Source organism: Ruminiclostridium cellobioparum DSM 1351 = ATCC 15832 (assembly GCF_000621505.1).
GTDB classification, from domain to species: domain Bacteria; phylum Bacillota; class Clostridia; order Acetivibrionales; family DSM-1351; genus Ruminiclostridium; species Ruminiclostridium cellobioparum.
Window position 1 is genome coordinate 340,390 of record NZ_JHYD01000002.1, and the last position, 23,479, is coordinate 363,868.

General features: G+C 42.3%; 19 protein-coding genes. 12 read left to right on the plus strand and 7 right to left on the minus strand.

The genetic code is table 11. From position 1 onward, the window contains the following. Positions 1 to 73 precede the first annotated feature (73 nt). The 9 genes from T344_RS0103650 to T344_RS0103690 all read left to right on the plus strand — a co-directional run bounded on the left by T344_RS0103650 (position 74) and on the right by T344_RS0103690 (position 9,268). Positions 74 to 1,543 carry a sugar ABC transporter ATP-binding protein gene (locus T344_RS0103650; protein WP_207641818.1) on the plus strand — a complete coding sequence of 490 codons (1,470 nt, stop codon included), beginning with the start codon at positions 74 to 76 and terminating at the stop codon, positions 1,541 to 1,543. A 122-nt stretch (positions 1,544 to 1,665) separates the two neighbouring features. After that, positions 1,666 to 2,628: an ABC transporter permease gene (locus T344_RS0103655; RefSeq protein ID WP_027627589.1), complete on the plus strand. Its 963-nt coding sequence runs from the start codon at positions 1,666 to 1,668 to the stop codon at positions 2,626 to 2,628. 52 nt (positions 2,629 to 2,680) lie between these two features. Next, entirely contained in the window at positions 2,681 to 3,682 is a 1,002-nt protein-coding gene (locus tag T344_RS0103660) for a substrate-binding domain-containing protein (RefSeq protein WP_004625907.1), read from the plus strand. Positions 3,683 to 3,777: 95 nt separating this feature from the next. After that, the gene (locus T344_RS0103665; protein ID WP_027627590.1) at positions 3,778 to 4,545 is read left to right on the plus strand and encodes a GolD/DthD family dehydrogenase; all 768 of its coding nucleotides are present in this window, start codon (positions 3,778 to 3,780) and stop codon (positions 4,543 to 4,545) included. A 61-nt stretch (positions 4,546 to 4,606) separates the two neighbouring features. Beyond that, positions 4,607 to 6,313, plus strand: coding sequence for a methyl-accepting chemotaxis protein (locus T344_RS0103670; RefSeq protein WP_027627591.1), 1,707 nt, complete (start codon positions 4,607 to 4,609; stop codon positions 6,311 to 6,313). Positions 6,314 to 6,369: 56 nt separating this feature from the next. Continuing rightward, a complete protein-coding gene (gene rpiB / locus T344_RS0103675; RefSeq protein ID WP_027627592.1) occupies positions 6,370 to 6,825 on the plus strand; it encodes a ribose 5-phosphate isomerase B in 456 nt (151 codons plus the stop codon). A gap of 37 nt (positions 6,826 to 6,862) precedes the next feature. Continuing rightward, positions 6,863 to 7,864, plus strand: a complete 1,002-nt coding sequence (locus T344_RS0103680) for a dihydroxyacetone kinase subunit DhaK (protein ID WP_027627593.1) — start codon at positions 6,863 to 6,865, stop codon at positions 7,862 to 7,864. 22 nt (positions 7,865 to 7,886) lie between these two features. Next, positions 7,887 to 8,525 carry a dihydroxyacetone kinase subunit DhaL gene (gene dhaL / locus T344_RS0103685; protein ID WP_027627594.1) on the plus strand — a complete coding sequence of 213 codons (639 nt, stop codon included), beginning with the start codon at positions 7,887 to 7,889 and terminating at the stop codon, positions 8,523 to 8,525. A 176-nt stretch (positions 8,526 to 8,701) separates the two neighbouring features. After that, entirely contained in the window at positions 8,702 to 9,268 is a 567-nt protein-coding gene (locus tag T344_RS0103690) for a hypothetical protein (RefSeq protein WP_027627595.1), read from the plus strand. 118 nt (positions 9,269 to 9,386) lie between these two features. On the opposite strand, the gene T344_RS0103695 is transcribed toward T344_RS0103690, so the two are convergent. The 7 genes from T344_RS0103695 to gatC all read right to left on the minus strand — a co-directional run bounded on the left by T344_RS0103695 (position 9,387) and on the right by gatC (position 19,834). Continuing rightward, positions 9,387 to 10,262 (minus strand): C40 family peptidase, encoded by an 876-nt coding sequence (locus tag T344_RS0103695; RefSeq protein WP_027627596.1) that lies wholly within the window; start codon positions 10,260 to 10,262, stop codon positions 9,387 to 9,389. A gap of 284 nt (positions 10,263 to 10,546) precedes the next feature. Continuing rightward, positions 10,547 to 12,376, minus strand: a complete 1,830-nt coding sequence (gene asnB, locus T344_RS0103700; protein ID WP_027627597.1) for an asparagine synthase (glutamine-hydrolyzing) — start codon at positions 12,374 to 12,376, stop codon at positions 10,547 to 10,549. A gap of 198 nt (positions 12,377 to 12,574) precedes the next feature. Next, positions 12,575 to 14,110: a methyl-accepting chemotaxis protein gene (locus T344_RS0103705; RefSeq protein WP_027627598.1), complete on the minus strand. Its 1,536-nt coding sequence runs from the start codon at positions 14,108 to 14,110 to the stop codon at positions 12,575 to 12,577. Positions 14,111 to 14,289: 179 nt separating this feature from the next. Next, positions 14,290 to 16,383, minus strand: a complete 2,094-nt coding sequence (locus T344_RS0103710) for a glutamine synthetase III family protein (protein ID WP_027627599.1) — start codon at positions 16,381 to 16,383, stop codon at positions 14,290 to 14,292. 132 nt (positions 16,384 to 16,515) lie between these two features. Then, a complete protein-coding gene (gene gatB / locus T344_RS0103715) occupies positions 16,516 to 17,955 on the minus strand; it encodes an Asp-tRNA(Asn)/Glu-tRNA(Gln) amidotransferase subunit GatB (protein WP_027627600.1) in 1,440 nt (479 codons plus the stop codon). A 112-nt stretch (positions 17,956 to 18,067) separates the two neighbouring features. Next, positions 18,068 to 19,537 (minus strand): Asp-tRNA(Asn)/Glu-tRNA(Gln) amidotransferase subunit GatA, encoded by a 1,470-nt coding sequence (gatA, locus tag T344_RS0103720; protein WP_027627601.1) that lies wholly within the window; start codon positions 19,535 to 19,537, stop codon positions 18,068 to 18,070. Between the two features lie 9 nt (positions 19,538 to 19,546). Then, complete coding sequence (gene gatC, locus T344_RS0103725) at positions 19,547 to 19,834, minus strand: Asp-tRNA(Asn)/Glu-tRNA(Gln) amidotransferase subunit GatC (protein WP_004625956.1); 288 nt, start codon at positions 19,832 to 19,834, stop codon at positions 19,547 to 19,549. A 599-nt stretch (positions 19,835 to 20,433) separates the two neighbouring features. Between gatC and glnA the strand changes: the two genes are divergently transcribed. Genes glnA through T344_RS27500 form a run of 3 tightly spaced genes read left to right on the plus strand, consistent with a single transcriptional unit; the run spans position 20,434 to position 23,461 of the window. Continuing rightward, positions 20,434 to 21,759, plus strand: coding sequence for a type I glutamate--ammonia ligase (gene glnA, locus T344_RS0103730; protein WP_004625942.1), 1,326 nt, complete (start codon positions 20,434 to 20,436; stop codon positions 21,757 to 21,759). Positions 21,760 to 21,812: 53 nt separating this feature from the next. Continuing rightward, on the plus strand, positions 21,813 to 22,382 hold the full coding sequence (locus tag T344_RS0103735) for an ANTAR domain-containing response regulator (RefSeq protein WP_027627602.1): 570 nt from the start codon (positions 21,813 to 21,815) through the stop codon (positions 22,380 to 22,382). 41 nt (positions 22,383 to 22,423) lie between these two features. Beyond that, on the plus strand, positions 22,424 to 23,461 hold the full coding sequence (locus T344_RS27500; protein ID WP_340140756.1) for an ATP-binding protein: 1,038 nt from the start codon (positions 22,424 to 22,426) through the stop codon (positions 23,459 to 23,461). The last annotated feature ends 18 nt before the right edge of the window (positions 23,462 to 23,479 follow it).

Consider the following 23,479-nt stretch of genomic DNA (forward strand, 5'->3'; position numbering starts at 1 on the left):
ATAATTAAACCATGAAATGAAAGAAGAAATGCGAAGGTTGGGAAAAGAGGTGTAATTATTGAGCTTACTGGAAATGAAGGATATCAGCAAGAGTTTTACCGGGGTAAATGTATTGAGGGATGTACATTTTAAATTGGAAAAAGGTACGGTACATGCTCTTATGGGTGAAAATGGGGCCGGTAAATCTACACTCATGAAAATCCTGGCAGGAATAACGAAAAGTGATAAAGGAAGTATCTGTATAAATGGCAAAAGTGTAGAAATCAACTCTCCTTCAGATTCACAAAATTTAGGCATTGCCATGATCCACCAGGAACTGTCACCTATCCCCGGAATGACAGTAGCTGAAAATATCTATTTCGGACGTGAACCCGGAAAAAGTGTATTTGTCGATTACCGGCAGTTGTATAAGCAAACGGAAGAATTGCTGGACAGACTTCATATTAAAAATATAAGTCCCAGAGAAAAGCTTCAGAACCTGCAGGTTGCCGACCAGCAGCTTATAGAAATAGCAAAGGCAATTTCCTATAACGCGGAAATCATTATTATGGATGAACCCACATCGGCAATTACAGATAAAGAAGTGGAGAATCTGTTTGTAATAATAAACAACCTCAGGAAGGCAGGAAAAGGAATTATCTATATATCGCATAAAATGGATGAGGTTTTCCGTATTTCCGATGAAATCACTGTTCTCAGAGACGGGGCATACGTGGATTCATGGAAGGCAAAGGATATCAACAATGATATTCTTATCAGAAATATGGTGGGACGTGAGCTCAGCGAGATTTTTCCAAAAGTGCACGTGCCAATAGGTGAAAAGGTCTTGGAAGTCCGTAATCTGACACTTCAAAATAAATTCCACAATATAAATTTTGATGTGAGAAGAGGGGAGATACTTGGGATAGCAGGCTTGGTGGGAGCCGGACGTACCGAAGTAATGCAGGCTCTTTTCGGACTCACTCCCGCAGATGAAGGCGAAATAATCTTCGAGGGTAAAAAGCTCAATCCCAGGGAACCCAGAGAGGCTATAAAAAACGGCCTGGCATTTGTTACCGAGGACAGAAAAGGTGAAGGTCTTGTACCGTACATGAGCGTGGCACATAATATCACGCTGGCTTCCATGAAGGATTTTGACAAAAACTTCTTAATCGACATGAAATCCGAGGACGATGTAATTCAGAAGCAGATTGCTTCTCTGCGTATAAGGTCATATGGCAAGGAACAGCTGGTAACATCACTTTCAGGGGGAAATCAGCAAAAAGTGGTACTGGCCAAATGGCTTATAAGGAAGCCAAAACTTTTGATACTGGATGAACCCACCAGAGGAATAGATGTAGGCGCCAAATCTGAAATTTACAAGATCATGTGCGATTTCGTGGCAAAGGGAAATTCCATCATAATGATTTCATCGGAAATGCCGGAAGTAATGGGCATGGCAGACAGAATTGTGGTGCTCAGCAACCGTAAATTAGGCGGAGAACTGAACAGGGAAGAATTCGTACAGGAAAACATAATGAGACTTGCCGTGTCTAAAATGTGATAATAACGTGTCCAAGCGGGACGAAGCTGGAATGAAGTAAAATTAATAAATGAAGGGGGTTACCTTAGCCCATGTCGTTTCTGTCATGATGTTTATGCGAAACGCTGGGCATGGGCATAATAATGGAAAAGATAATCAACTACAAAAAAATGACTGCAGGTCAATTTTTCGAAAAATTTGCAACCTTGATAGGATTACTTGCGGTAATAACCATATTTGCAATATTAAAGCCCAAGTTTTTAGATGTAAACAATATTTTCAACTTATTGCGCCAGGCATCCATAAATGGTTTGCTTGCCCTTGGGATGACCTTCGTAGTATTGACAGGGGGAATTGACCTGTCGGTGGGCTCAATATTGGGTGCATCAGGGATTTTTGCGGCGCTGGTTGCCCAGAATCAAAACATACCCTGGTTTGTAGCGGTTCTTGTGGGATTGGGAATAGGTTTTATACTTGGCAGTGTAAACGGAATAGTAATCTCGTGGTTGAAAGTACCGGCTTTTGTAGCTACACTTGGTATGCTGAGCGTTGCCAGAGGAGTTACCTATCTGGCCAGCAATGCACAGCCGGTACCCGGGTTGAGTGAAGGCTTTCTGAAAATCGGAGGAGGAAGCGTAGGGATCATACCCATACCCGTTATAATACTTGCGGTAGTATTTGTAATATGCAGTATCCTAATATACAGGGCCAGGTATGGAAGATATATATTCGGTGTAGGGGGAAATGCCAAAGCTGCCCGCGTATCAGGTATAAATGTTAAAAAGATCAAATGGTCTGCATATATGATAGCCGGTGTTCTGTCGGGACTTGCAGGTGTGGTATTAACTTCACGCGTATCTTCCGGGTTGGCCATGGCAGGACAAAACTATGAAACGGATGCTATTGCGGCGGTTGTAATGGGCGGTACCAGTCTGGCGGGAGGCAGAGGAAGATTATGGGGAACTCTTGTAGGCGTTCTGATAATAGCAGTTTTAAATAACGGTCTGGATATGATGGCAGTATCCTCCTATTGGCAGTTGATCATAAAAGGCTTGATAATAATAGCAGCCGTTATGATGGATAGCTTAAACAGTTCCAATGACTAATAGCCGTTTATAAGACGGTTTATTACTAATAAAAATTTAAAGGAGAATAGTTATGAAAAAAATGAAAAGACTCGTAGTATTGCTAATAGCTGCAATAATGCTAACTACCTTTGCAGCTTGTTCTTCAAGTACAAGTCAGAGTACGGCCGAATCAACCAAATCTGCAGACACAGCTAAGGCTACCGAAACAAGCAAACCGGCAGATAAGAAAATTGTTGTCGGAATGACCCTGTACAGTCTCAAAAATGAATTCACAGTCCGACTTTCAAATGCAGCAAAGAAGAAAGCAGAGGAATTAGGAGTAGAGCTTAAAATTTATGATGGTAACTATGATCCGAATACACAGATAAATCAGGTTGAAACAATGATTTCAGACGGTGTGGATGCTATCATTCTGAATCCTCAGGATGCAAAGGCCTGTGCAGTTGCGGTTGATAAGGCGGCAGCGGCGAATATACCGGTCATCGGAGTCAACACCCGTGTTGACAGCGATAAACTTACAAGCTATGTCGGCTCAAAAGACGTATATGCCGGCGAATTGGAAATGCAGGCTATAGCTGATAAGCTCGGAGGCAAAGGCAACATAGTCATACTTGACGGACCTCTTGGACAGTCTGCCCAGCTGGAACGCAGCCAGGGAATCCAGAATGTACTTAAGAAGTATCCCGATATTAAGGTTCTTGCAGAAAAAACAGCCAACTGGTCACGTTCTGAGGCTATGACAGTTATGGAAAACTGGCTGCAGGCTTTTGACAAAATAGATGCGGTCGTAGGTGAAAATGATGAAATGGCACTGGGTGCAAGGCAGGCAATAGAAGCAAAGAAGCTGGATATTCCTACCATAGGAGTTGACGGTATAACAGATGCTTTGAATGCAGTGGAAAAAGGAACCTTGATAGCATCAATATTCCAGGATGGTGCAGGACAGGGAAGCAAGGCTCTGGAAATTGCGGTTGCAAAAGCCAAGGGCGAAAATGTTGACAAGGAATACTGGATCGACTTTGAACCTGTTACAAAGGATAATGTAGCGGAATTCAAGCAGAGAGCACAATAATTCAGGCTGATTGATTATAAGGAAGGGGAGGGAGCTCCCTTTCTTTATAATCACAGATATTGAAGATAAACAAAAATAGTTATGGGGGGCTAATTATGTTAGAATACTGCGGAGCAGATTTAAATTTCTCCTTGCAGGGCAGGACGGCAATAATAACAGGAGGTGCAGCCGGAATAGGGCTGGCTACGGCGCGCTTTTTTTCAGAAAAAGGTGTTAACTGTGTTTTAGCTGATCTCAACCCGGAAGCAGATAAAATAGCTGATCAGTTAGGTCAGAATTGCATAGGGGTTGCCGGTGACATTACAAAAGCCGATTACAGACAAGCTGTCATTGATGCAGCTGTAATGAGATTCGGCAGTGTTGATATTTTGGTGAACTGTGCCGGAATAGTTGCTCTTGACAATGCTGAAACCTTGAGTGACGATATGTGGGAAAAGACGATAAACATAAATCTTACGGCCTCATTTAAGATGGCTCAGGCTGTCGGAAAATATATGATTGCTGCGGGCAAAAAAGGCTCTATTGTCAATATGGCATCACAGGCGGGTGTAATTGCGCTGGATAAGCATGTGGCCTATTGTGCAAGCAAGGGCGGTATCATAGCAATGACAAAGGTAATGGCATATGAGTGGGGAAAATACGGCATCAGAGTAAATGCGGTATCACCTACGGTAGTTCTTACGGATTTGGGCAAAAAAGCCTGGGAAGGACCTGTAGGAGATGCATTTAAAAAAGAAATGCCTTCGGAACGTTTTGCCGAACCGGATGAAATTGCGGGATCAATAGCATTCCTTTGCAGTGGTGCAGCCGGCATGATTACCGGACACAATCTGCTTATAGACGGTGGTTTTACAATAAAATAGCAGAGTTTGGGAAATAGCGTGCTTTAGCAGTTAAAAGGCAAAAAAGTAGGGGGAATTAATAGTGTACTTTTTTAAAAATATGAAAATTTCTCAAAAGCTATTGTCCTGTTTTATTTTAGTTGCAGTTCTCATAGGCATTGTAGGATATATCGGCATTTCAGAAATGCAAAATATAAACCTGCGGGGAAATGCCATGTATGAAACAAACTTGCAGGGAGTCAATCACTTAAGAAATCTAAAAGAAAATCTTTTAAAAATACAAATAGATATTTTACGGCTTCTTTATGAAAGAGACATAATACGGATCGGTTCTCTGGAGAAAGAAATTGAACAGATAGATACTGAAAATGACAAACTCATAGCAGATTATAAAAAAACCGGTTTGACAAACAAAGATCTATTTACACAATTTGAAAAACTGTTAAATGAGTATGAAAGCGCCAGGAAAGAAATTATTAATTTAGTCCATGAAAGTGAATATTCAAAGGCAGAAGCGCTATATCCCCACGTGTTTTCCATAAGGGATGAAATATCGGATATCCTGGATAAAGACATATCTCTGACCGTTGATCTGGCAAAAAAGGATCAACAGAACAATATTGCAAGTTTTGATAAATCCTTTAAGGCTATTTTATCCATTGTAATTATAGGTTTTTTAATTGCAATATTATCAGGGGTTTTGATTTCCAAAAGCATTTTAAAAGGAATAAACAAGGTTTTAAGTTTCAGTGAAGCCCTCGGAAGCGGGGATTTGACAAGGAGCATTACAACTGACTCCAAAGATGAAATAGGCAGACTTGCAAATGCACTCAACAAAGCCACAGACAACACAAGGCACCTGATTTCTGAAATTATCAGAAATACAACTGAAATAAATTCATCAAGCGAAGAATTATCCGCCACCATAGAAGAAGTAACCTCCGCTATGGAGAGCATAAATGAGTCAACAAAAGAAATATCCGGAGGCACAGGGGAGTTGAGTGTCTCTGTTGAAGAAGTCTCGGCTTCAACTGAAGAAATCATTGCAGGTACAAATATACTGGTGGACAAAGCAAACAGCGGTTATTCGTCTGCAAAAGACATCCGGCTCTCTGCGGAGAATATTAAGGAACAAGGTTCAGCGGCAATAGAGGTTGCAAAAGAACTGTATGTTGAAAAACATACGAAAGTCGTCCACGCAATCGAAGAGGGAAAAGTAGTGGAGGAAGTTGTGCAGATGACCGATACAATCAGGCAGATTGCTTCACAAACCAATCTGCTTGCCTTAAATGCGACTATCGAGGCTGCAAGAGCGGGAGAGAAGGGCAAAGGCTTTGCCGTCGTAGCCGAAGAAATCCGCAAACTGGCCGAAGAATCCACCTGGGCTGCCGAACACATCAACAGGGTAATAAATAAAGTAAAATCCTCGTTTGTCAATTTATCCGATAATACACAGGAAATCCTGGGATATATAGAAAACAATGTGATGAAAAATTATCAATTACTGATTGAAACGGGTGAAAATTATGAGCAGGATGCAAAATCCGTTCATAAAATGTCGGAGGAAATTGTTACATCGGCCCAAACAATGATGGAAACTTTAAATCAGGTAGGTTTGGTAATACAGAATGTGTCGGGTACCGCACAACAATCTCATTCATATTCCGAAAACATTTCAAATAATGTGAATGAAACGGCTATAGCACTTGAACAGGTTGCAAAATCCGCACAGGCACAGGCCGAACTGGCAGAAGGTCTCAGTATGCTGGTCAATAAATTTAAAATATAAATTTAACGAAACGCTTAAAATAAATATTCAAACCATTTAATAGAGGAGTGAAGCAGATGTCCATAGCAATAGGATGTGATGAAGCAGGATTTCAATTCAAGGAAGTAATAAAAGGCCTTTTAACAGAAAAAGGTATGGAATTTGAAGACTTCGGAGTTTATAATACCGATCCGGTTTTATATCCTGATATTGCTGTTGCAGTTGCAAGGTCAATAGCTGAAGGAAAACATGAAAGAGGTATTTTGATCTGCGGTACGGGAATCGGAATGGCAATTGCCGCCAATAAGGTTCCCGGAATAAGAGCGGCTGTTTGCCATGATCCTTTCTCGGCTGAACGTTCCAGAAAGAGCAATAACGCACAGATCATGACTCTTGGGGCACGCGTAATAGGGATAGAGCTTGGAAAGCTTTTGGTTAATTTATGGCTCAAATGCGAATTCGAAGGCGGCGGTTCGGAAGCGAAAGTCAACAAAATATCCGAATATGAAAGTGAATACTTGAAAAGCTGCTGATAAACATTATAAAAGAAAAAGAGGGGAGAGGTTTTATATGCAGAGAATTATCAATGATCCATTCAATTGTGTAGAAGATATGCTGGAAGGTTTCCTCAAAACCCATACAGACATAGTTGTAAAAACCGACAATCCAAGAACAATCAAGTATAAAAATGCTCCTGTTCCCGGTAAAGTCGGTATTGTTACCGGAGGAGGTTCGGGGCACAAACCGGCATTCATAGGTTACTGCGGAAGGAACATGGTTGATGCCGTTGCAGTGGGAGAGATATTTGCATCGCCTACCGCCAAAGCATTCCTGGATGCAATGAGAGAGGCCGACTCAGGGAAGGGTGTAGCTTGTCTTTACGGGAACTATGCCGGAGACAATATGAATGTCAGGATGGCTACAACTTTTGCCGAAGAAGAAGGTATAGCAGTTAAAACCGTTGTTGCAAACGATGACGTCGCCTCTGCGCCCAAGTCCGAAAGGGAAAAAAGACGCGGTGTAGCCGGAGAAATATTAATGTGGAAGGTTGGGGGAGCCAAGGCTGCAAGGGGAGGCACCCTTGATGAAGTTATAGCGGCAGCACAGAAAGCCATAGACAATACAAGAAGTGTTGGCATTGGACTTACCTCCTGCACCATACCGGCGGTGGGACATTCGAACTTTAAAATAGAGCCGGGTACCATGGAAGTAGGTATCGGGCATCACGGTGAACCCGGAATAAAGGTTTCCGAGCTCAAATCAGCCGATGAAATGGCTCAGATGATGCTTGACGTTATTCTTCCGGATTATCCCTTTGTCGAAGGGGATGAAGTTGTTGCTCTTGTTTCGGGTCTTGGGGCTACTCCTGTAATGGAGCTTTATATACTTTACAATAAGGTGGAAGCAATACTTGCCGAAAAAGGAATCAAAGTGCACAGGTCTTATGTGGGAAATTACTTTACCTCACTTGAAATGATGGGAGCTACAGTCACATTGATGAAAGTTGATGAGGAGCTCAAGGAACTTGTGGACGAAGAAGTGGACACAGTTGGAATGAAGCAGTTTAAATAAATCTTTTGAAAGGAGTTCAACTATGAGCAGCTTTAAAAATTCAGGCGCATCTTCAGTAGTATATAACGTCATAAATACAATTATAGATAATTGGGTTTATTTAAGTGAGGTTGACGGATTGATAGGTGACGGGGACCATGGGGTTAATATGAACAAGGGTTTTACCCTCACCAAAAACAGATTGGGCGGCAAAGAAGTAAGCCTGTCAGAAGGCTTTAATGTACTTGGTAAAACACTTATACTTGAAATCGGCGGTTCGATGGGTCCCCTGTACGGAACTTTCTTCACCGAGTTTTCAAAAGGTTTCAAGGAGGTTGAAGATATAGACAGGGAAGCTTTTGGAGCCGCACTGGAGGGGGCGCTCAAAGGCATGCAGGCTTTTGATAAAGCAAAAGTCGGCGATAAAACTCTCATGGATACTCTGGTTCCGGCTATTGACGCATATAAGGCGGCTTTGGCCCAAGGAAAAGACTTCAAGGCGGCACTGCAGGATATGAAAGTTGAGGCCGAAAAGGGAAAGGAATCCACAAAGGATATGGTGGCCAAAATAGGAAGAGCTGCCAGACTGGGAGAGAGATCAAGGGGGGTTCTCGATGCGGGAGCCACTTCATGCAATCTTATTTTGCAGTCAATGGCGGATGCTATTGCAGCATTGTTGTAAAATTCTTTCGTAATGTTTTTTTAATAGGGGCGGCTGCAAAACTTATTTTGGTTTTGCAGCCGCCTTTTAAATAAGGGGGAAAAATATTCAGGACCGATTATTAAAAAATTATATTGTAAATATTGGAAAAGTGTGCTAATTTTTAAATTAGAATTTTTATATTAAAGGATTTATTTATGAAAAAGATTTCTCTCTTGTTAATATGTTTAAGTGTTATTTTCATTTTTGTTGGCTGCAGCGGTAATAAAAACGAAAGTAAAGCTGCATCGACTACTGCTACTGCCGGGCAAGGCAGCGTTGATGAAAAAAAAGAAAAGGATAAGGAACAAGCTGTGGAGGATGAAAACAAAGCCCCTCAAAATAAAGATAAAGTAGTTGGAAAAGTTAAATTATCTGACGGCATTTATTTTGATGACAGGCGTTTCGGAGATAATGTTTTAAAAAGTTATTGTGAGGTTGAAATATCCAATATAACCGATACTTCCTTTGATTTCACTGTTTATGAAGTGAATATGCCGGAGGGAGAAAAAAATAAAAAGGTTATTTTCCTTACCAATACGGCAGTTTTTACAGACGATGGCATGAAAGCGGCTTTTTACGGAAAAAAGTATACTCTTGACTTCACCTTCCCAAATAAACATAATGCAGAACCCATTGTAACCGACATAGAGATATCGGGCTTCGAGCCATTGGAAGGCAGGACCTATGTCAATAATGGAATACCTGGGCATGAATTCGGCTAAAATAGATAATGCACTCATTAAAAAGACTCCTTTTTGGTTAAAGCTGCAATTCTCAACCAAAAAGGAGTTTTTAAAGTGTTCTACATATAAAACTTATTTTGGACCCATTTTGTATTTATTAGCTGATAAGTGCAATAAATGTGGTACTGTCGCATATTCCGTTTGCAGGTAAGCCATTGGCACTTTTAAATGAATTTATTGCTGTTGTCAGTCCCGAACCGAAGGTTCCCGGATACTCTACACCATTTGGATTATATCCCCACAACATTACAAGAATTTCGGCTGCGGTAACCATGTATTGGGTTTCTCCCTTGGTAACGTAATGACTTCCAAGAGCATTTTTTGATGCAGTACCCCAGATTCCATCCACAACAAGACCTGCATTATAATCTAAATTCATAGCTGTTTGTAAAACCTTAATGCCTGCTTTTTTGGTTTCAGCTCCTCTTACGCCATCGGTAGCGATGCTGGAACCGGTGAACTTGTTTGCTTGAACTTGTCCGGCCTGTATAATTGTGTTAACACCTCCGGGGGGAGTACCGCTTTCGTTATATCTCAGGATACAGTCCCAGGGGCTGTTATAATAACTTCTGATGCAAACTTCTTTTCCTGTTTGATCCCCTGGTTGTCCTCCGGTTGCCCCGCCATTTTCATTTTGGCTTGCATGAACGATTTGACCGTTGCCAATAAACATTGCAGTATGTGAGGATGAATTCAGCAATACATCACCACGTACCAGGCCGGAACCGCTTGATAGTACTATCGATGATATTACATTGGAAAAACCGGTGTTAAGAAAAACACTCTTCATATTACCGGTATAAGTTGCACCATTGGTTTTTACCGGTACGCCGGCAGTCTGCCAGGCGGTTATGATTGCAGAAGAGCAGTCATAATCACCACGCTCTCCCCATCTGTATGTCTGGTCATATCCGTGGCTGTTATCATTTGCCAAATCAATCATCCATTGTGTTGCAGTTTCAATCTTTCCCATAGTAGTCCTCCTAATGATTAATATTGAAAAAACAAATGAATGGGATCGCAGTTTGCACAGAATTTATCCCCATCCCATGCAACTGAATTCAATTACTCTTTCAATATATCAGGAGTATAAAATTCATGATTAACAACTAATGTAAATAAATGGAATAAAATAGAATGATGTATTACTTTTAAATATTTTTAAAAATAATACATCAGAAAAAAAGTTGGAATCAATATTATAAGGGAAAGAAGGCATACACTTTTAATGGAGCTGCCCATTTATTGAAGTTGTCCTTACACTATCTTCACATTATACTCTCCGAACCAGTAATTCAGCTGCAGCAGCCAGGCTATGAGCTGCGGACGGCCCATGAGCTGTCCGAACCAGGTTACATTGCTGCCTGTGCGGAGCAGTGTAAGAGCATCCTGGTGAAGAATATCCCGCAGCACCGAATTGGAGTCGGCCAGCACCTGTTCAAATATGCGGGTCACGATTTTCTCGTATTCAGGATTATGGGTTTTGGGATAGGGGCTCTTCTTTCGGTTAAGAATCTTATCAGGCAGGTATTCAGCCATTGAATTCCTCAGTAAGGATTTCTCGACCTTATTTTTGAACTTGATGCTCCAGGGTACATTATATACGTATTCCAGAATTCTATGGTCGGAAAAGGGTACCCTGACCTCAAGGCCGCTGGCCATCGACATCCTGTCCTTGCGTTCCAAAAGACTTGTCATAAACCAGTTGACAGACAGCCAGGTAGCTATCCTGCTGCTTTTCATTTCCTCGGATTCGTTTGGGGCCAGCGGGCAGGCATTTTTAGTGTCCAGATACATCTGCTTTACAAATTCGAAACCTTCCCTGGGTTTGGCGAAATCCGGGTGAAACAGGAACACTTTAGATTCAGGATCGTGTATCCACGGGAAAAAGTCCCTGTGCAGCATTTCGGTTTTATAGAACCAAGGATAACCGCCGAAGATTTCATCGGCACATTCCCCGCTCAGAGCAACAGTATGTCTTTTTTTAACTTCACGGCAGTAATAGAGCAGTGAAGAATCAATATCAGCCATGCCGGGATAATCCCTGTATTTTACGGCATCATACAACAGAGTGGCAATCTCCTGCTGGGTTACGGTAAGTATAGTGTGGTCTGTTTTCAGGTATGCCGCAAGCCATGCAGCATAGGCATCGTCACTTTCGGGCTGGAAGCTTGTGGCCTCGAAATGCTGCTGGTTGCCTTCATACTCGAAAGAGTAGGTGGAGAGGGTTTCCCCGTTTTTTTTATCCGTTTTTGCAACGGAAGTTACAATGGAGGAATCCAGCCCGCCTGACAGGAAGGTACATAAAGGCACATCCGAAACAAGCTGTCTCTTAATGGCATCTGTCAAATAGAACCGGGTTTTTTCAAGGATGGTGTCTTCGTCGTCCCGCATTTCATAGGCCTCAAGAGACCAATACCTGCTGAGGCTGAGACCATCGGTATCAAAAGTACCATGGTATCCGGGAGAAATTTCATATATATTTTTAAATATGCCGTTATTGGAAGGTCTCATGGGGGACAGGTAAAGCATTTGCCATATTCCTTCACTGTCCAGCTCGGCTCTTATCTGCGGATGCTTTAAAATGGCCTTGACCTCGGAAGAAAAAATAAAAGTATTACCCAGCCGGGTATAGAAAAAAGGTTTCACTCCCATCCTGTCCCTGGAGAGGTAAACCCTTTTGTTTGCATCATCATAAACTGCAAAGGCATATATGCCGTTAAGCTTCTCCGAACATCCGCGGCCCCAGATTATGTACGAATACAGCACAACTTCGGTATCACAGTGCGTGCTGAACTTTACACCGGAAGATGAAAGCTCCTTCCGCAGTTCATCCGCATTATATATTTCACCGTTATAGACAATGGTATAGCTTTTCCCCTCAAAAACCGCAGTCATTGGCTGAAGGCCGTTTTCAACATCAATTACAGCCAGCCTGTTATGCGCGAAACATACATTTTCACTGCGGAAGAAGCCATTTTGATCCGGCCCTCTATGAACGGTGGTTTTTCTCATTTCATTCAAAACCGTCTGGGTTACGCCTGAAGCAGAATCTTTAAAGTTAATTATACCAAGAATCGAACACATAAAATATTCCTCCAAAGTCAAATAAATAAAAGGACAAGAAGTATTTTAAGTCAATTAATAAAAAAATTAACCGACCAGACGTCATTGTCCCTTTGGTCGGGTAAAAAGTATGAATTTTAGAAACGTATTGCAGCATACTTTTTACTTTATTCAGTATATGAAGTTTGGAGGCGATTAGTGCATAAATCGTGAAAATTTTCAGATGATTATATCAATTCCCACTACGCCGGCGATTTCACCGGCAGTATTCCTGATTGGTGCCGAAACGGTAACACATGGATTTCTTGTTATAGCGGAAATGTATACCTGTGAAATGAAATCCTCACCCTCAATACCATGCTTAAACCATTCTCTCACATTTGCGTTTGCTATACCGGCTTCGGGTATGGAACAGATAAATCTGCCTTTGCGGTCATTGGTCCAGGCCGCCTCAACAAAACTGTATTTTTTCATAAAACTGCTTAAAACAGCTTCATGAGTGTTGCTGTCTTTGGAATTGACTATTTCGGCTCTGGAACAAAGCTCGTCCTTTATGATGGAAAGAGAATTTTTAGCTTTATCCATTGCTTCGCTGCCAGGCTTCTCCATAACCTCAGTTTCAACTGCAGCTTCGCTGGAAAAGAGCTTTGCAAGGGAGGAGGAGGCTTCATTCAGGCGGGTGCCCAGTGAGGAGATGTCCTCCATATTTTGCTTCTGCTGCTGAACCGAGGTACAAACAGCATCGACTGATTTTGATGTCTGCAGCATGACTTCCTCAACCTCTTTGATCTGGTCTCCCACATTTTGAGCGATTTGAACCTCCTGTTTGGAAAACCGGCTTATCTGATCCATCATTCCGAAAACATCGTTAAAGGAAGAGTCGATTCTCTCAAGATTTCCTTCAATTTTTTTAGTGACGGATATTCCGGCATCCACGCGCAGGGCATTTTCTTTTACGTCCCCATACACATTTCCCACTTCGGTTTGGATGGCCTTAATCAGTGAATTGATATCTCCCACAGATTTGTTGGTATCCTCCGCAAGCTTGTGAATTTCAGAGGCAACCACTGTAAAACCTTTTCCATGCTCACCTGCACGTGCCGATTCTATTGTGGCATTAAGTGCCAGGAGCTGGGTTTGTTTTGAGATATTGCCGACTGTTTCAAGGATATGTACTATTTCTTTTGAGGTTTTTTGAAGCTGTTCCATATTTGTCAGGGTCTTATCGGAGGATTCATGTATGCCGTTAATTGTTTGAACTATCTGCAATATTTCTTCAAGACTCAGCTTTACCGTGTCTTTGGAAATCAAACTCTTATTCAGCATATCAAGGGTTATGCCATCTGCGTTATTCAGGAGCTCCATAATGCTTCTGACTTCAGAGAGGGTGTTGGTAATGCTGGAATTTACTTTTTCATTATTATCAGCCATCTCTCTTACTTTGTCATATACATACTTTGCGAATTCATTATTCTCATCACTGGTTACAGCAATGCTTTCGGATACTGAGGATATCTGACTTGAAGTAACCTGCACTTCAGAGTTGAATTTTCTTAGCTCATCTTTAAGTTTTTTAATATTATCAGTGTATTGCCTGCTGCTGCTTGTCAATAAATGTCGGATAAAAACAAAATACCCCATAAATAAGACCATATTCATTGCCAATATTAGGAGATTCCATCCCGATACTGCCGCAAGAACAGTGGAGCATGTGAGAAGTGCACCTGAAGCAACCAGGTATGAAATGTTTTTCATCGTATCTCCAATTCCGGCATGAGTCAAATAAATCTCCCATTCCGAAACTGGAGATTTATTTGACTCATGCCATTAATTTTTTCGGTAATTTATCATTCAATTAAAGGCAACAGTGCGGGCCGGCTTTTGCCGGCGGCGAGAGAGCGCCTGTGCACCATTGCCTTCTGGATTTGGATTAATCAAACATTAAAGAGAAGATCCGCATAGGTAGGGAATGGATACATGTCTCTGGGCAGAATAGCTTCAAGTTTGTCGGCGTCAGTTCTTAAGGCTTCCATTGCAGGAATGACAGTCTTGCTGAAGGCTTCTGCCTGCTTTAATGCGCTGCCGGTTTCAGCATTTGCTTTTTCAAGTGTCTTCTTTAATGCAGTCAGGTTTGAAGCAAAGGAACTGAGAACCGGTGAAAGTTCCTTCAATACCGAAGACTGGGCTGAAACCTCAACAGACATTCCGGTTGCCTTAACCGAATTGATGGTGTCCGACAGTTCCCTGCTGAACCTGAAGGCGGCAGGCAATATCTCAGTCTTGGCCATGTTGACCATGGTCAATGCTTCAATATTGATTGTCTTAACGTAGTTCTCAAGGAGTATTTCATATCTGGATTCGATTTCCGATTTGCTTAACACGCCATGTCTGACAAACACTGCGACATTCTTGTCATTGATAAAGGTAGGAATACACTCAACAGTTGACTTCATATTGAGCAGGCCTCTGCTTTCGGCTTCAACGACCCACTCTTCCGAATAGCCGTTTCCGTTGAATATGATTCTCTTGTGGTTTTTAACGGTTTCTGAAAGCAGGGTTGCAATGGCGGCATTTAAATCGTCTGCAGTTTCCAGCTGATCGGCAAACTTTTGCAGAATTTCAGCAACTATTGTGTTGAGAACAAAGTTGGCACCTGCAATTGAAGCAGAAGAACCAAGCATTCTGAATTCGAATTTGTTTCCGGTGAATGCAAAGGGTGAAGTTCTGTTGCGGTCTGTTGTATCCTTTGGAAGCTTGGGCAGGCTTGCAACGCCTGTCTCCAGGATATTGTTGTAGATTTTTCCCTTTGCCTTTCCGTTTTCAAGCTGGTTGATAATGTCAGTTAGCTGGTCTCCGAGGAATATTGAAACAATGGCAGGCGGAGCTTCGTTGGCACCGAGCCTGTGGTCGTTTCCGGCCGTGGCTACAGACAGGCGCAGCAAATCCTGATATTCATCCACTGCTCTGATCACGGCAGTCAGGAAGATAAGGAACTGAACATTGTCATGCGGTGTTGAACCCGGTTCCAGGAGGTTCTGTCCGTCGTTGGTTGACATCGACCAGTTGTTGTGCTTACCCGAACCGTTGACACCGGCAAATGGCTTTTCATGCAGCAGGCATGCAAGACCATGTCTTAATGCGACCTTCTGCATCAGTTCCATTGTAAGCTGATTGTGATCGGTAGCTACGTTTGATGTGTTGAATATTGGTGCCAATTCGTGCTGGGCAGGAGCAACCTCGTTGTGTTCGGTCTTGGCAGAAATACCAAGTTTCCAGAGTTCGGTGTCAAGGTCCTTCATATACGCGGAAACCCTTTCCTTGATATTGCCAAAGTAATGGTCTTCCAATTCCTGACCCTTTGGAGGTTTGACACCGAACAGGGTTCTTCCTGTGAAGATCAAATCCTTACGCTGTTTGAACAGCTCTCTGTCAACGAGGAAGTATTCCTGCTCAGGGCCGACGGTTGTTGTCACCCTTGTTGCAGAAGTGTTGCCAAGAACTTTTAATATCCTTAATGCCTGTTTGTTGAGAGCTTCCATTGAACGGAGCAATGGAGTCTTCTTGTCAAGGATTTCTCCCGTATATGAGCAGAAGGCAGTTGGAATATAGAGTGTGCCGTCTTTTACGAATGCAGGTGAGGTACAGTCCCAGGCTGTATATCCTCTTGCCTCATAGGTGGCTCTGAGACCTCCTGACGGGAAGGAGGATGCATCGGGTTCACCCTTGATGAGTTCCTTGCCCGAAAATTCCAATATTACTTTTCCGTCTGCGGTGGGAGAAATAAATGCATCATGTTTTTCGGCAGTGATGCCGGTCATTGGGTGGAACCAGTGGGTAAAGTGGGTGGCACCTTTTTCTATCGCCCAATCCTTCATTACACTTGCAACTACGTCGGCAACCGATTCATCAAGAGCCAAACCAAGATCAATAGTTTTTTTCAAGGATTTATAAGTTGCCTTTGGAAGGCGCTCATGCATTACCGTGTCATTAAATACACTGCTTCCAAAAATTTCTGTTACATTTGCCATACTAAGTAACCCCCTTAATAAAATTAATTTTAATTATTTGTTTTTGAACTTATAAAAAAAGGCATTCCACTCCCTTATTTAAAAAAGGAGCGAAACGCCTTTGTTTCACTGATAAATTTAATTGTTGTCGTATTATCCCTTCAATTTGTTTAATTCACTTCTCAGGACTTCCTGCACTACCTTTGGATTTCCTCTTCCGGCCAATGCTCTGGAGCACTGTCCCATCAGGAACCCAAAGGTTTTTTCCTTGCCTGCCAGATACTCGGCAACAGCCTTTTCATTGCCGGCAAGTATCTCTTTAACTGTATTTTCAACTTCACCGGTATCATTGATAACCTTGTAGCCTTTTTCAGCTATTATGTCCTCAGGGTTCTTACCGCCTTCAAACATTTCAGCCAGAACCTTTTTGGCATTGGCCGCGGTAATTTCCCCGTTTTCAACCAGCTTTAGCAGGCGGCCCAATACTTCACCTCCAAAAGGGATATCCTCTGCGGAAAGTCCGGTATCATTCAATTGCCTTAATACTTCAACTGTTATAAAGTTTGAAGCTGCTTTGGGGTTTCCGCACTCGTTGGCAGCACTCTCAAAGAAATCCGAAAGGCTGACCGAGGTCAGAAGCAAGTTGGCATCAACTTCACTCAGGCCGAATTCACCGGTGTATTTGGCAAGTCTTTTATCGGGGAGCTCGGGCAAGGCCTTGCGGAAAGCTTCGATCTCTTCCTTTGTAAAGGATATGGGTACCACATCCGGTTCGGGGAAGTATCTGTAATCATGGGCATCTTCCTTGCTCCTCATGGATTTGCTTTCACCCTTGTTATCATCCCATCTTCTGGTTTCCTGTGTGATTTTCTTACCTTCGTCCAGAAGCTCGGACTGCCTTTCTATTTCGGCATCTATTGATCTTGCTATACCTCTGATTGAGTTGATGTTCTTCATCTCTGTTCTTGTTCCAAGTTCTTCTGCCCCTTGAGGCCTGATTGAGACGTTTACGTCTGCTCTAAGTGAACCTTCCTCCATCCGGCAGTCTGAAACGCCGGAGTAGAGCAGCATGAGGCGGACTTTCTCGACAAACTCCCTGGCCTCTTCGGAGGAGGAGAGATCAGGTTTTGTGACTATTTCTATAAGCGGTACGCCGCAGCGGTTGTAATCTGCCAGACTGTAGTTGTCATAACTGTCGTGCAGGAGCTTTCCGGCGTCTTCTTCAAGGTGTATCCTCTCTATGCGGATAAATTTCTTACCCTCGGGAGTATTGATAGTAATTCCTCCGTTTTTGCATATGGGCAGGTCAAACTGTGAAATCTGATATGCCTTTGGCAAATCGGGATAAAAATAATTTTTTCTGTCCAGCTTTGAAAATTCATTTATTTCACAATTCAGGGCCAGCCCCGCTTTGACCGTATATTCAACAGCTGTTTTGTTTAAAACAGGCAAGGTGCCCGGCAGGCCGGTGCACACCGGACAGCATCTTGTATTGGGCTCTCCGCCAAAACTTACGGGGCAGTCACAGAATATTTTTGATTTGGTGGATAACTCCGCATGTATTTCTAAACCTATGGTTGGAATGTATTTCATTATATTAACCTCCATGAGCCACATTTGTGGCCACAAAATGTTATGCAAGTAATTATCCTTTATCGCAATGTGGCGAATAAAGGAGGTTAATTGGCCATGTGCGCTTTCAAAGCTAACCTCCTATCAATACGGGCACTCTGAACTCCGGGGCAAAATCTGCCTCAAAAGCTGCAGCGGCTCTGAATATTTCGCGCTCTCCAAGAGGCTTTCCAGTGAAGGACAAGCCTATGGGAAGTCCATTTGAATCATATCCGCATGGAAGCGATATTGACGGAAGACCTGCAATATTTGCAGAGACAGTATATATATCAGCCAAATACATGCTTAGAGGGTCATCTGTGTTTTGCCCAAGCTTGAAGGCTGTTTCGGGAGTAGTGGGGTGCAATACCACATCATATTTTGCAAAGGCCTCATCAAAACCCTGGCTTATTAAAGTCCTGAGCTTCAGAGCTTTTTTGTAGTAGGCGTCATAATAACCCGAAGCAAGGGCATAGGTTCCAAGTAAAATCCTTCTCTTGACTTCACGGCCGAAACCCTCGGCCCGGGACCTGCCTATCATCTCGTTGTAAGACCGGCAGTTTTCCGCCCTGTATCCGTACTTGACACCGTCATATCTTGACAGGTTTGAACTTGCTTCGGCGGATGACATCAGGTAATAAGCCGGGACGGCATGCTTCAGACTTGGCATGGAAAACTCCTCAACCTTTGCACCGAGCTTTTCCAGAGTTTCAACAGATTTATACAAAGCAGCTCTGACCTCACTGTTCAAACCTTCGGTTATATACTCTTTGGGAAGTCCGATTCTATAGCCTTTAATACCGCCTGCCACAGAGGCAGCATATGGAGCCTCCGGCTTATAATTTAAAGAGGTTCCGTCCCTGGGATCCTGACCGCAAATCCCATCCAATAATATGGCACAATCCTCAACGGTTTTGCCTATGGGCCCAATCTGGTCGAGAGAGGAGGCGAAGGCCACCAGCCCGTATCTTGATACAAGGCCGTATGTAGGCTTCATACCGACTACACCGCAAAATGCCGAGGGCTGTCTGACAGAACCGCCGGTGTCGGAACCAAGAGATCCCAATGCCAGTGAGGCTGAAACCGATGCCGCCGATCCTCCCGAGGAACCGCCGGGAACTCTTGTCAGATCGAAGGGATTTTTTGTTTTCTTAAAAGCGGAATTCTCGGTTGAACCGCCCATGGCGAATTCATCAAGATTAACCTTTCCAAGTATTACTGCGTTTTGGGAATGAAGCTTGTTTACTGCCGTAGCCGTATATGGTGGTATGAAATCCTCAAGCATTTTTGAAGCGCAGGTGGTTTTAGTACCTTCTATACAAATATTATCTTTAATACTTAAAGGAATACCGCATAACATACCGCCATTCCCGCCGTCAATTTTCTTCTGGGCTTCCGCGGCCTGCAGCAAGGCTGTTTCTTCACATACAGACAAATAAGAATCAACTTTGCCGTCAAGAGTTTTTATTCTATTCATATATATATCAGTAAGCTCAACAGCACTTATTTTCTTTGAATCCAGAAGGGTGCGGGCTTCTTTTATGGTCAACCTGGTAATTTCCATTATAGCCTCCTATTCAATCATCTTTGGTATGGAAAAGCAATTCTCCATAGCATGTTTGGAATTGGAAAGAATTTTTTCAGTATCAAAGGGATTGCCTGCCCGGTCTTCTCTCATGTTATTGGTTACTCTGGATATATGCTCGGTTGCACCGATACTTTCGGTATCCAGATCTTTTATTGTATCCATTAAACCGATTATATCCTGCATGTCTTCGGCCAATGACTGCATCTCTTCATCATCCAGTGAGAGTTTGGCCAAACCTGCTATATATTTAATGTAGTCATTTGTATCAGTCATAGGACCCTCCAAATAATTGTTTTTTACTGTGCCGGATTGCATAATATTAGTATTATACCAAAAAATTAAAAAAAGCTGTACCAATCAAAAATGAATTTTTGACCGACACAGCGCCTTTGCTGTAAGTTATTATCAATTTACAATAATTATAATATATATCCTGCAAAAAATCAATAATTTTTATTAAAGATTTTTAAGCGGGATAAGCGGTTAAAAATAGACATATATGTAGGTACAACAGATATAATTTGAGATTTTAAATATTTTCTGGAAAGTTGATGAAATAATTTTTGCAGGATGATAGGTGCTGAAATTGCAAAAAAATACTTGACTGAATTGAAATTAATTAGTAAAATTATTTTGTTGAATAAAATTAATAACGGCGGAAACAAAGGCGTTTCTCATAATGTTTGATATTAAATTATGAGTTTCGCTTTTTTTATTTTTGCTGTACTACAGCTGCTATATCTAATAACAGTATAAACACTGCAAATAATAATGAATATCCGCTGATTAACATATATTAAACTGTTTATATACAAAAAAAATATAAATATGTAAAATATAAATAAATTTAACTGTAAAGGAGAGGTGGGAAAATGGCTTCAAAAAATGATCTGTTAAAGTTTGTGGAACAGAATGATGTTAAGTTTATCAGGCTTCAATTTGCAGATATTTTCGGTAATATGAAGAACATTGCAATAACCGATCAGCAGCTTGAAAGAGCCCTTGAGGAAGGGGTTATGTTTGATGCCTCCGCTATTGCAGGCTTTTCAGAGGTGGAACAGTCCGATATGCTGCTGTTACCAGATCCGGACACATTTCAGCTTATGCCATGGAGACCGCAGCACGGTAAGGTTGCACGCTTCATCTGCGATATCAAAAATTATGACGGCTCACAATTCCCGGGGGATCCCAGGTATATTTTGAAAAGGTCGGAAGCAAAGGCAAAACAGCTTGGCTATACATTTAATATCGGCCCCGAGTGTGAATTTTTCCTGTTCCACACTGATGCTGAAGGAAGGCCTACAAACAAAACCCATGATGCAGCCGGTTATTGTGATCTGGCTCCCTCCGACCTGGGTGAGAACTGCAGAAGAGAGATTTGCATGGTACTTGAGGATATGGGCTTTGAAATAGAAGCTTCACATCATGAGAATGCGGCAGGGCAGCATGAAATTGATTTCAAATACAGTGATGTCATGACAGCTGCCGACAGGATAATGACATTCAAAATGGTTGTTAAAATCGTAGCACAGAGAAACGGCTTGCATGCCACATTCATGCCAAAGCCCATCTATAATTCGTACGGTTCGGGTATGCATATCAATATGTCTCTTTCGCAGAACGGAAAAAATCTGTTCAATGCAGGTGAAAACAGCATGGATATATCCGAGGTGGCAAAAATGTTCGGAGCCGGAATACTCCAGCATGCAAAGGGTATAACAGCCGTAGCCAATCCGCTGGTAAATTCCTACAAGAGATTTGTGCCCGGCTTTGAAGCACCTGTTCACATTGCATGGTCACATATGAACAGAAGTTTGCTGATGAGAATTCCTGCACCCAAGGGAGAGGCTACAAGAATCGAATTGAGAAGTCCCGACCCGTCCTGCAATCCGTATCTTACACTGGCATTATTGCTGGAAGCCGGGTTGGACGGTCTGCAGAAAAACCTGGTGATACCTGCGCCGGTTGATATCAATACCTATAATCTTGCACCTGACAGGGAAAAAGAGCTGGGTATTCAAAGACTTCCGTCAAATCTGCTGTTTGCTCTGGAAGAAATGAAAAAAGATCCTTATATAAAGGATGTTTTAGGCGAGCATATTTTCACAAAATATATTTCAGCAAAGGAAGCAGAGTGGGCTTCATATAACAGTATTGTGCATTCCTGGGAGATTGACCGCTATCTTTCGGCATATTAATGGGGAATCGCAACTGTTTTAAGCTTTTCCCGCTCAGATGGAGGTGATTGCCGGTGGGAGCAGGAGGGATTCTGATTGTGTGCAGCAGGCCTGATGTGATAAAAGAGCTACGAACCCTCATGCTGCAACAGGGATATTCGGCGGCGGAATACTCTTTATCTGCAAATGAGGCCAGACGCAAGCTTGATATGTTCGAACCAGAATTAATATTGATAAATTCGCCTTTACAGGATGAATTAGGCATTGAACTTGTTTTGGATATAGCCGATAAAACAGATGCCGGCATAATCCTTCTGGCCAAGCACGAGCATCTGGGAGAAATGCAGTATAAACTTGAAAAAGTTGGTGCACTTATACTTCCAAAGCCTATAAACAAGACAATATTACTGCAAACGGCCAAATTTGCCGCCAATTCCCGTAAATCACTGAGAGGTCTGAAGCTTCAAAATGATGATCTGGAAAAGCGGATCAATGACAGAAAGGTCATCGAGAAAGCCAAATGGCTGCTGGTGGAAAAAATGAATATGTCTGAACCGCAGGCCCACAGGTATATTCAGAAACGGGCAATGGATACGAGAGTATCTCAGGTTAAAGTTGCGGAAGAGATACTGTCAAGTTATTAATATACAGTAAATATATAAAACATTATTTATAGAGTCAAATTATATTTGATGAAGTTCAAGAAGTACCAAACGCTTTAAAATCATTAAAATATTTTAATGAAAATGCCCCTGAATACAATATTGTGGCGGCCGGAAGCCTGCTTGGCGTTGCTCTTCATCCCGGGACTTCCTTCCCTGTTGGCAAGGTGGAATTTTTAGACCTTTATCCGCTTAACTTCACCGAGTTTCTTATGGCTACGGGAAAGGAACAGTTTGTAGAGCTCCTGCAAAAAGGTGATTTTGCCATGATAACAAGCTTTAAGACAAAATATATTGATGCCTTGAAGCACTATTATTTCGTTGGCGGTATGCCGGAGGTGGTTTTTCACTTCTCCCTGGACAACGACTTCAACAAGGTTCGTGAAATACAAAAAAGAATACTTGACGCATATGAGCAGGATTTTTCAAAACACGCTCCAAATGAGGCTGTCCCCCGTATCCGTTTGCTATGGAACAGTATTCCGGTACAGCTTGCAAAAGAAAATAAGAAATTTGTATATGGCCTTGTCAAAGAAGGGGCAAGAGCAAGGGAATATGAGCTTGCCATGCAATGGCTGATTGACTGCGGCCTTGTAACCAAGGTCTCACGAATTTCAAAGCCCGCCCTGCCTCTTAAAGCATATGAGGACTTAAAGGCTTTTAAACTGTTTATGGTTGATGTAGGGCTATTATCGTGCATGTCCAGGCTGAATCCTCAGACTTTGCTCAAGGGAAATGCGCTTTTTGAAGAATTCAAAGGAGCATTGACTGAACAGTATGTACTCCAACAGCTAAAAGGCTTAAGAGAGATAGACACCTATTATTGGGCCAATAACCGGGGTAATTCGGAAATCGACTTTGTAATAGATAATGTAAATGCAATTGTCCCCATAGAGGTAAAAGCTGAAACCAACCTTAAGGCGAAAAGCTTGAAAACCTATAAGGAAATGTTTTCTCCCGCAGTTTCCATACGGGCTTCCATGAGTGACTACAAAAAGGAAGATTGGCTTGTTAACATGCCTCTGTATGCGATACCTATGTTATTAAGCCAGATAAAATAAATTCTATTTTAGGAGAAG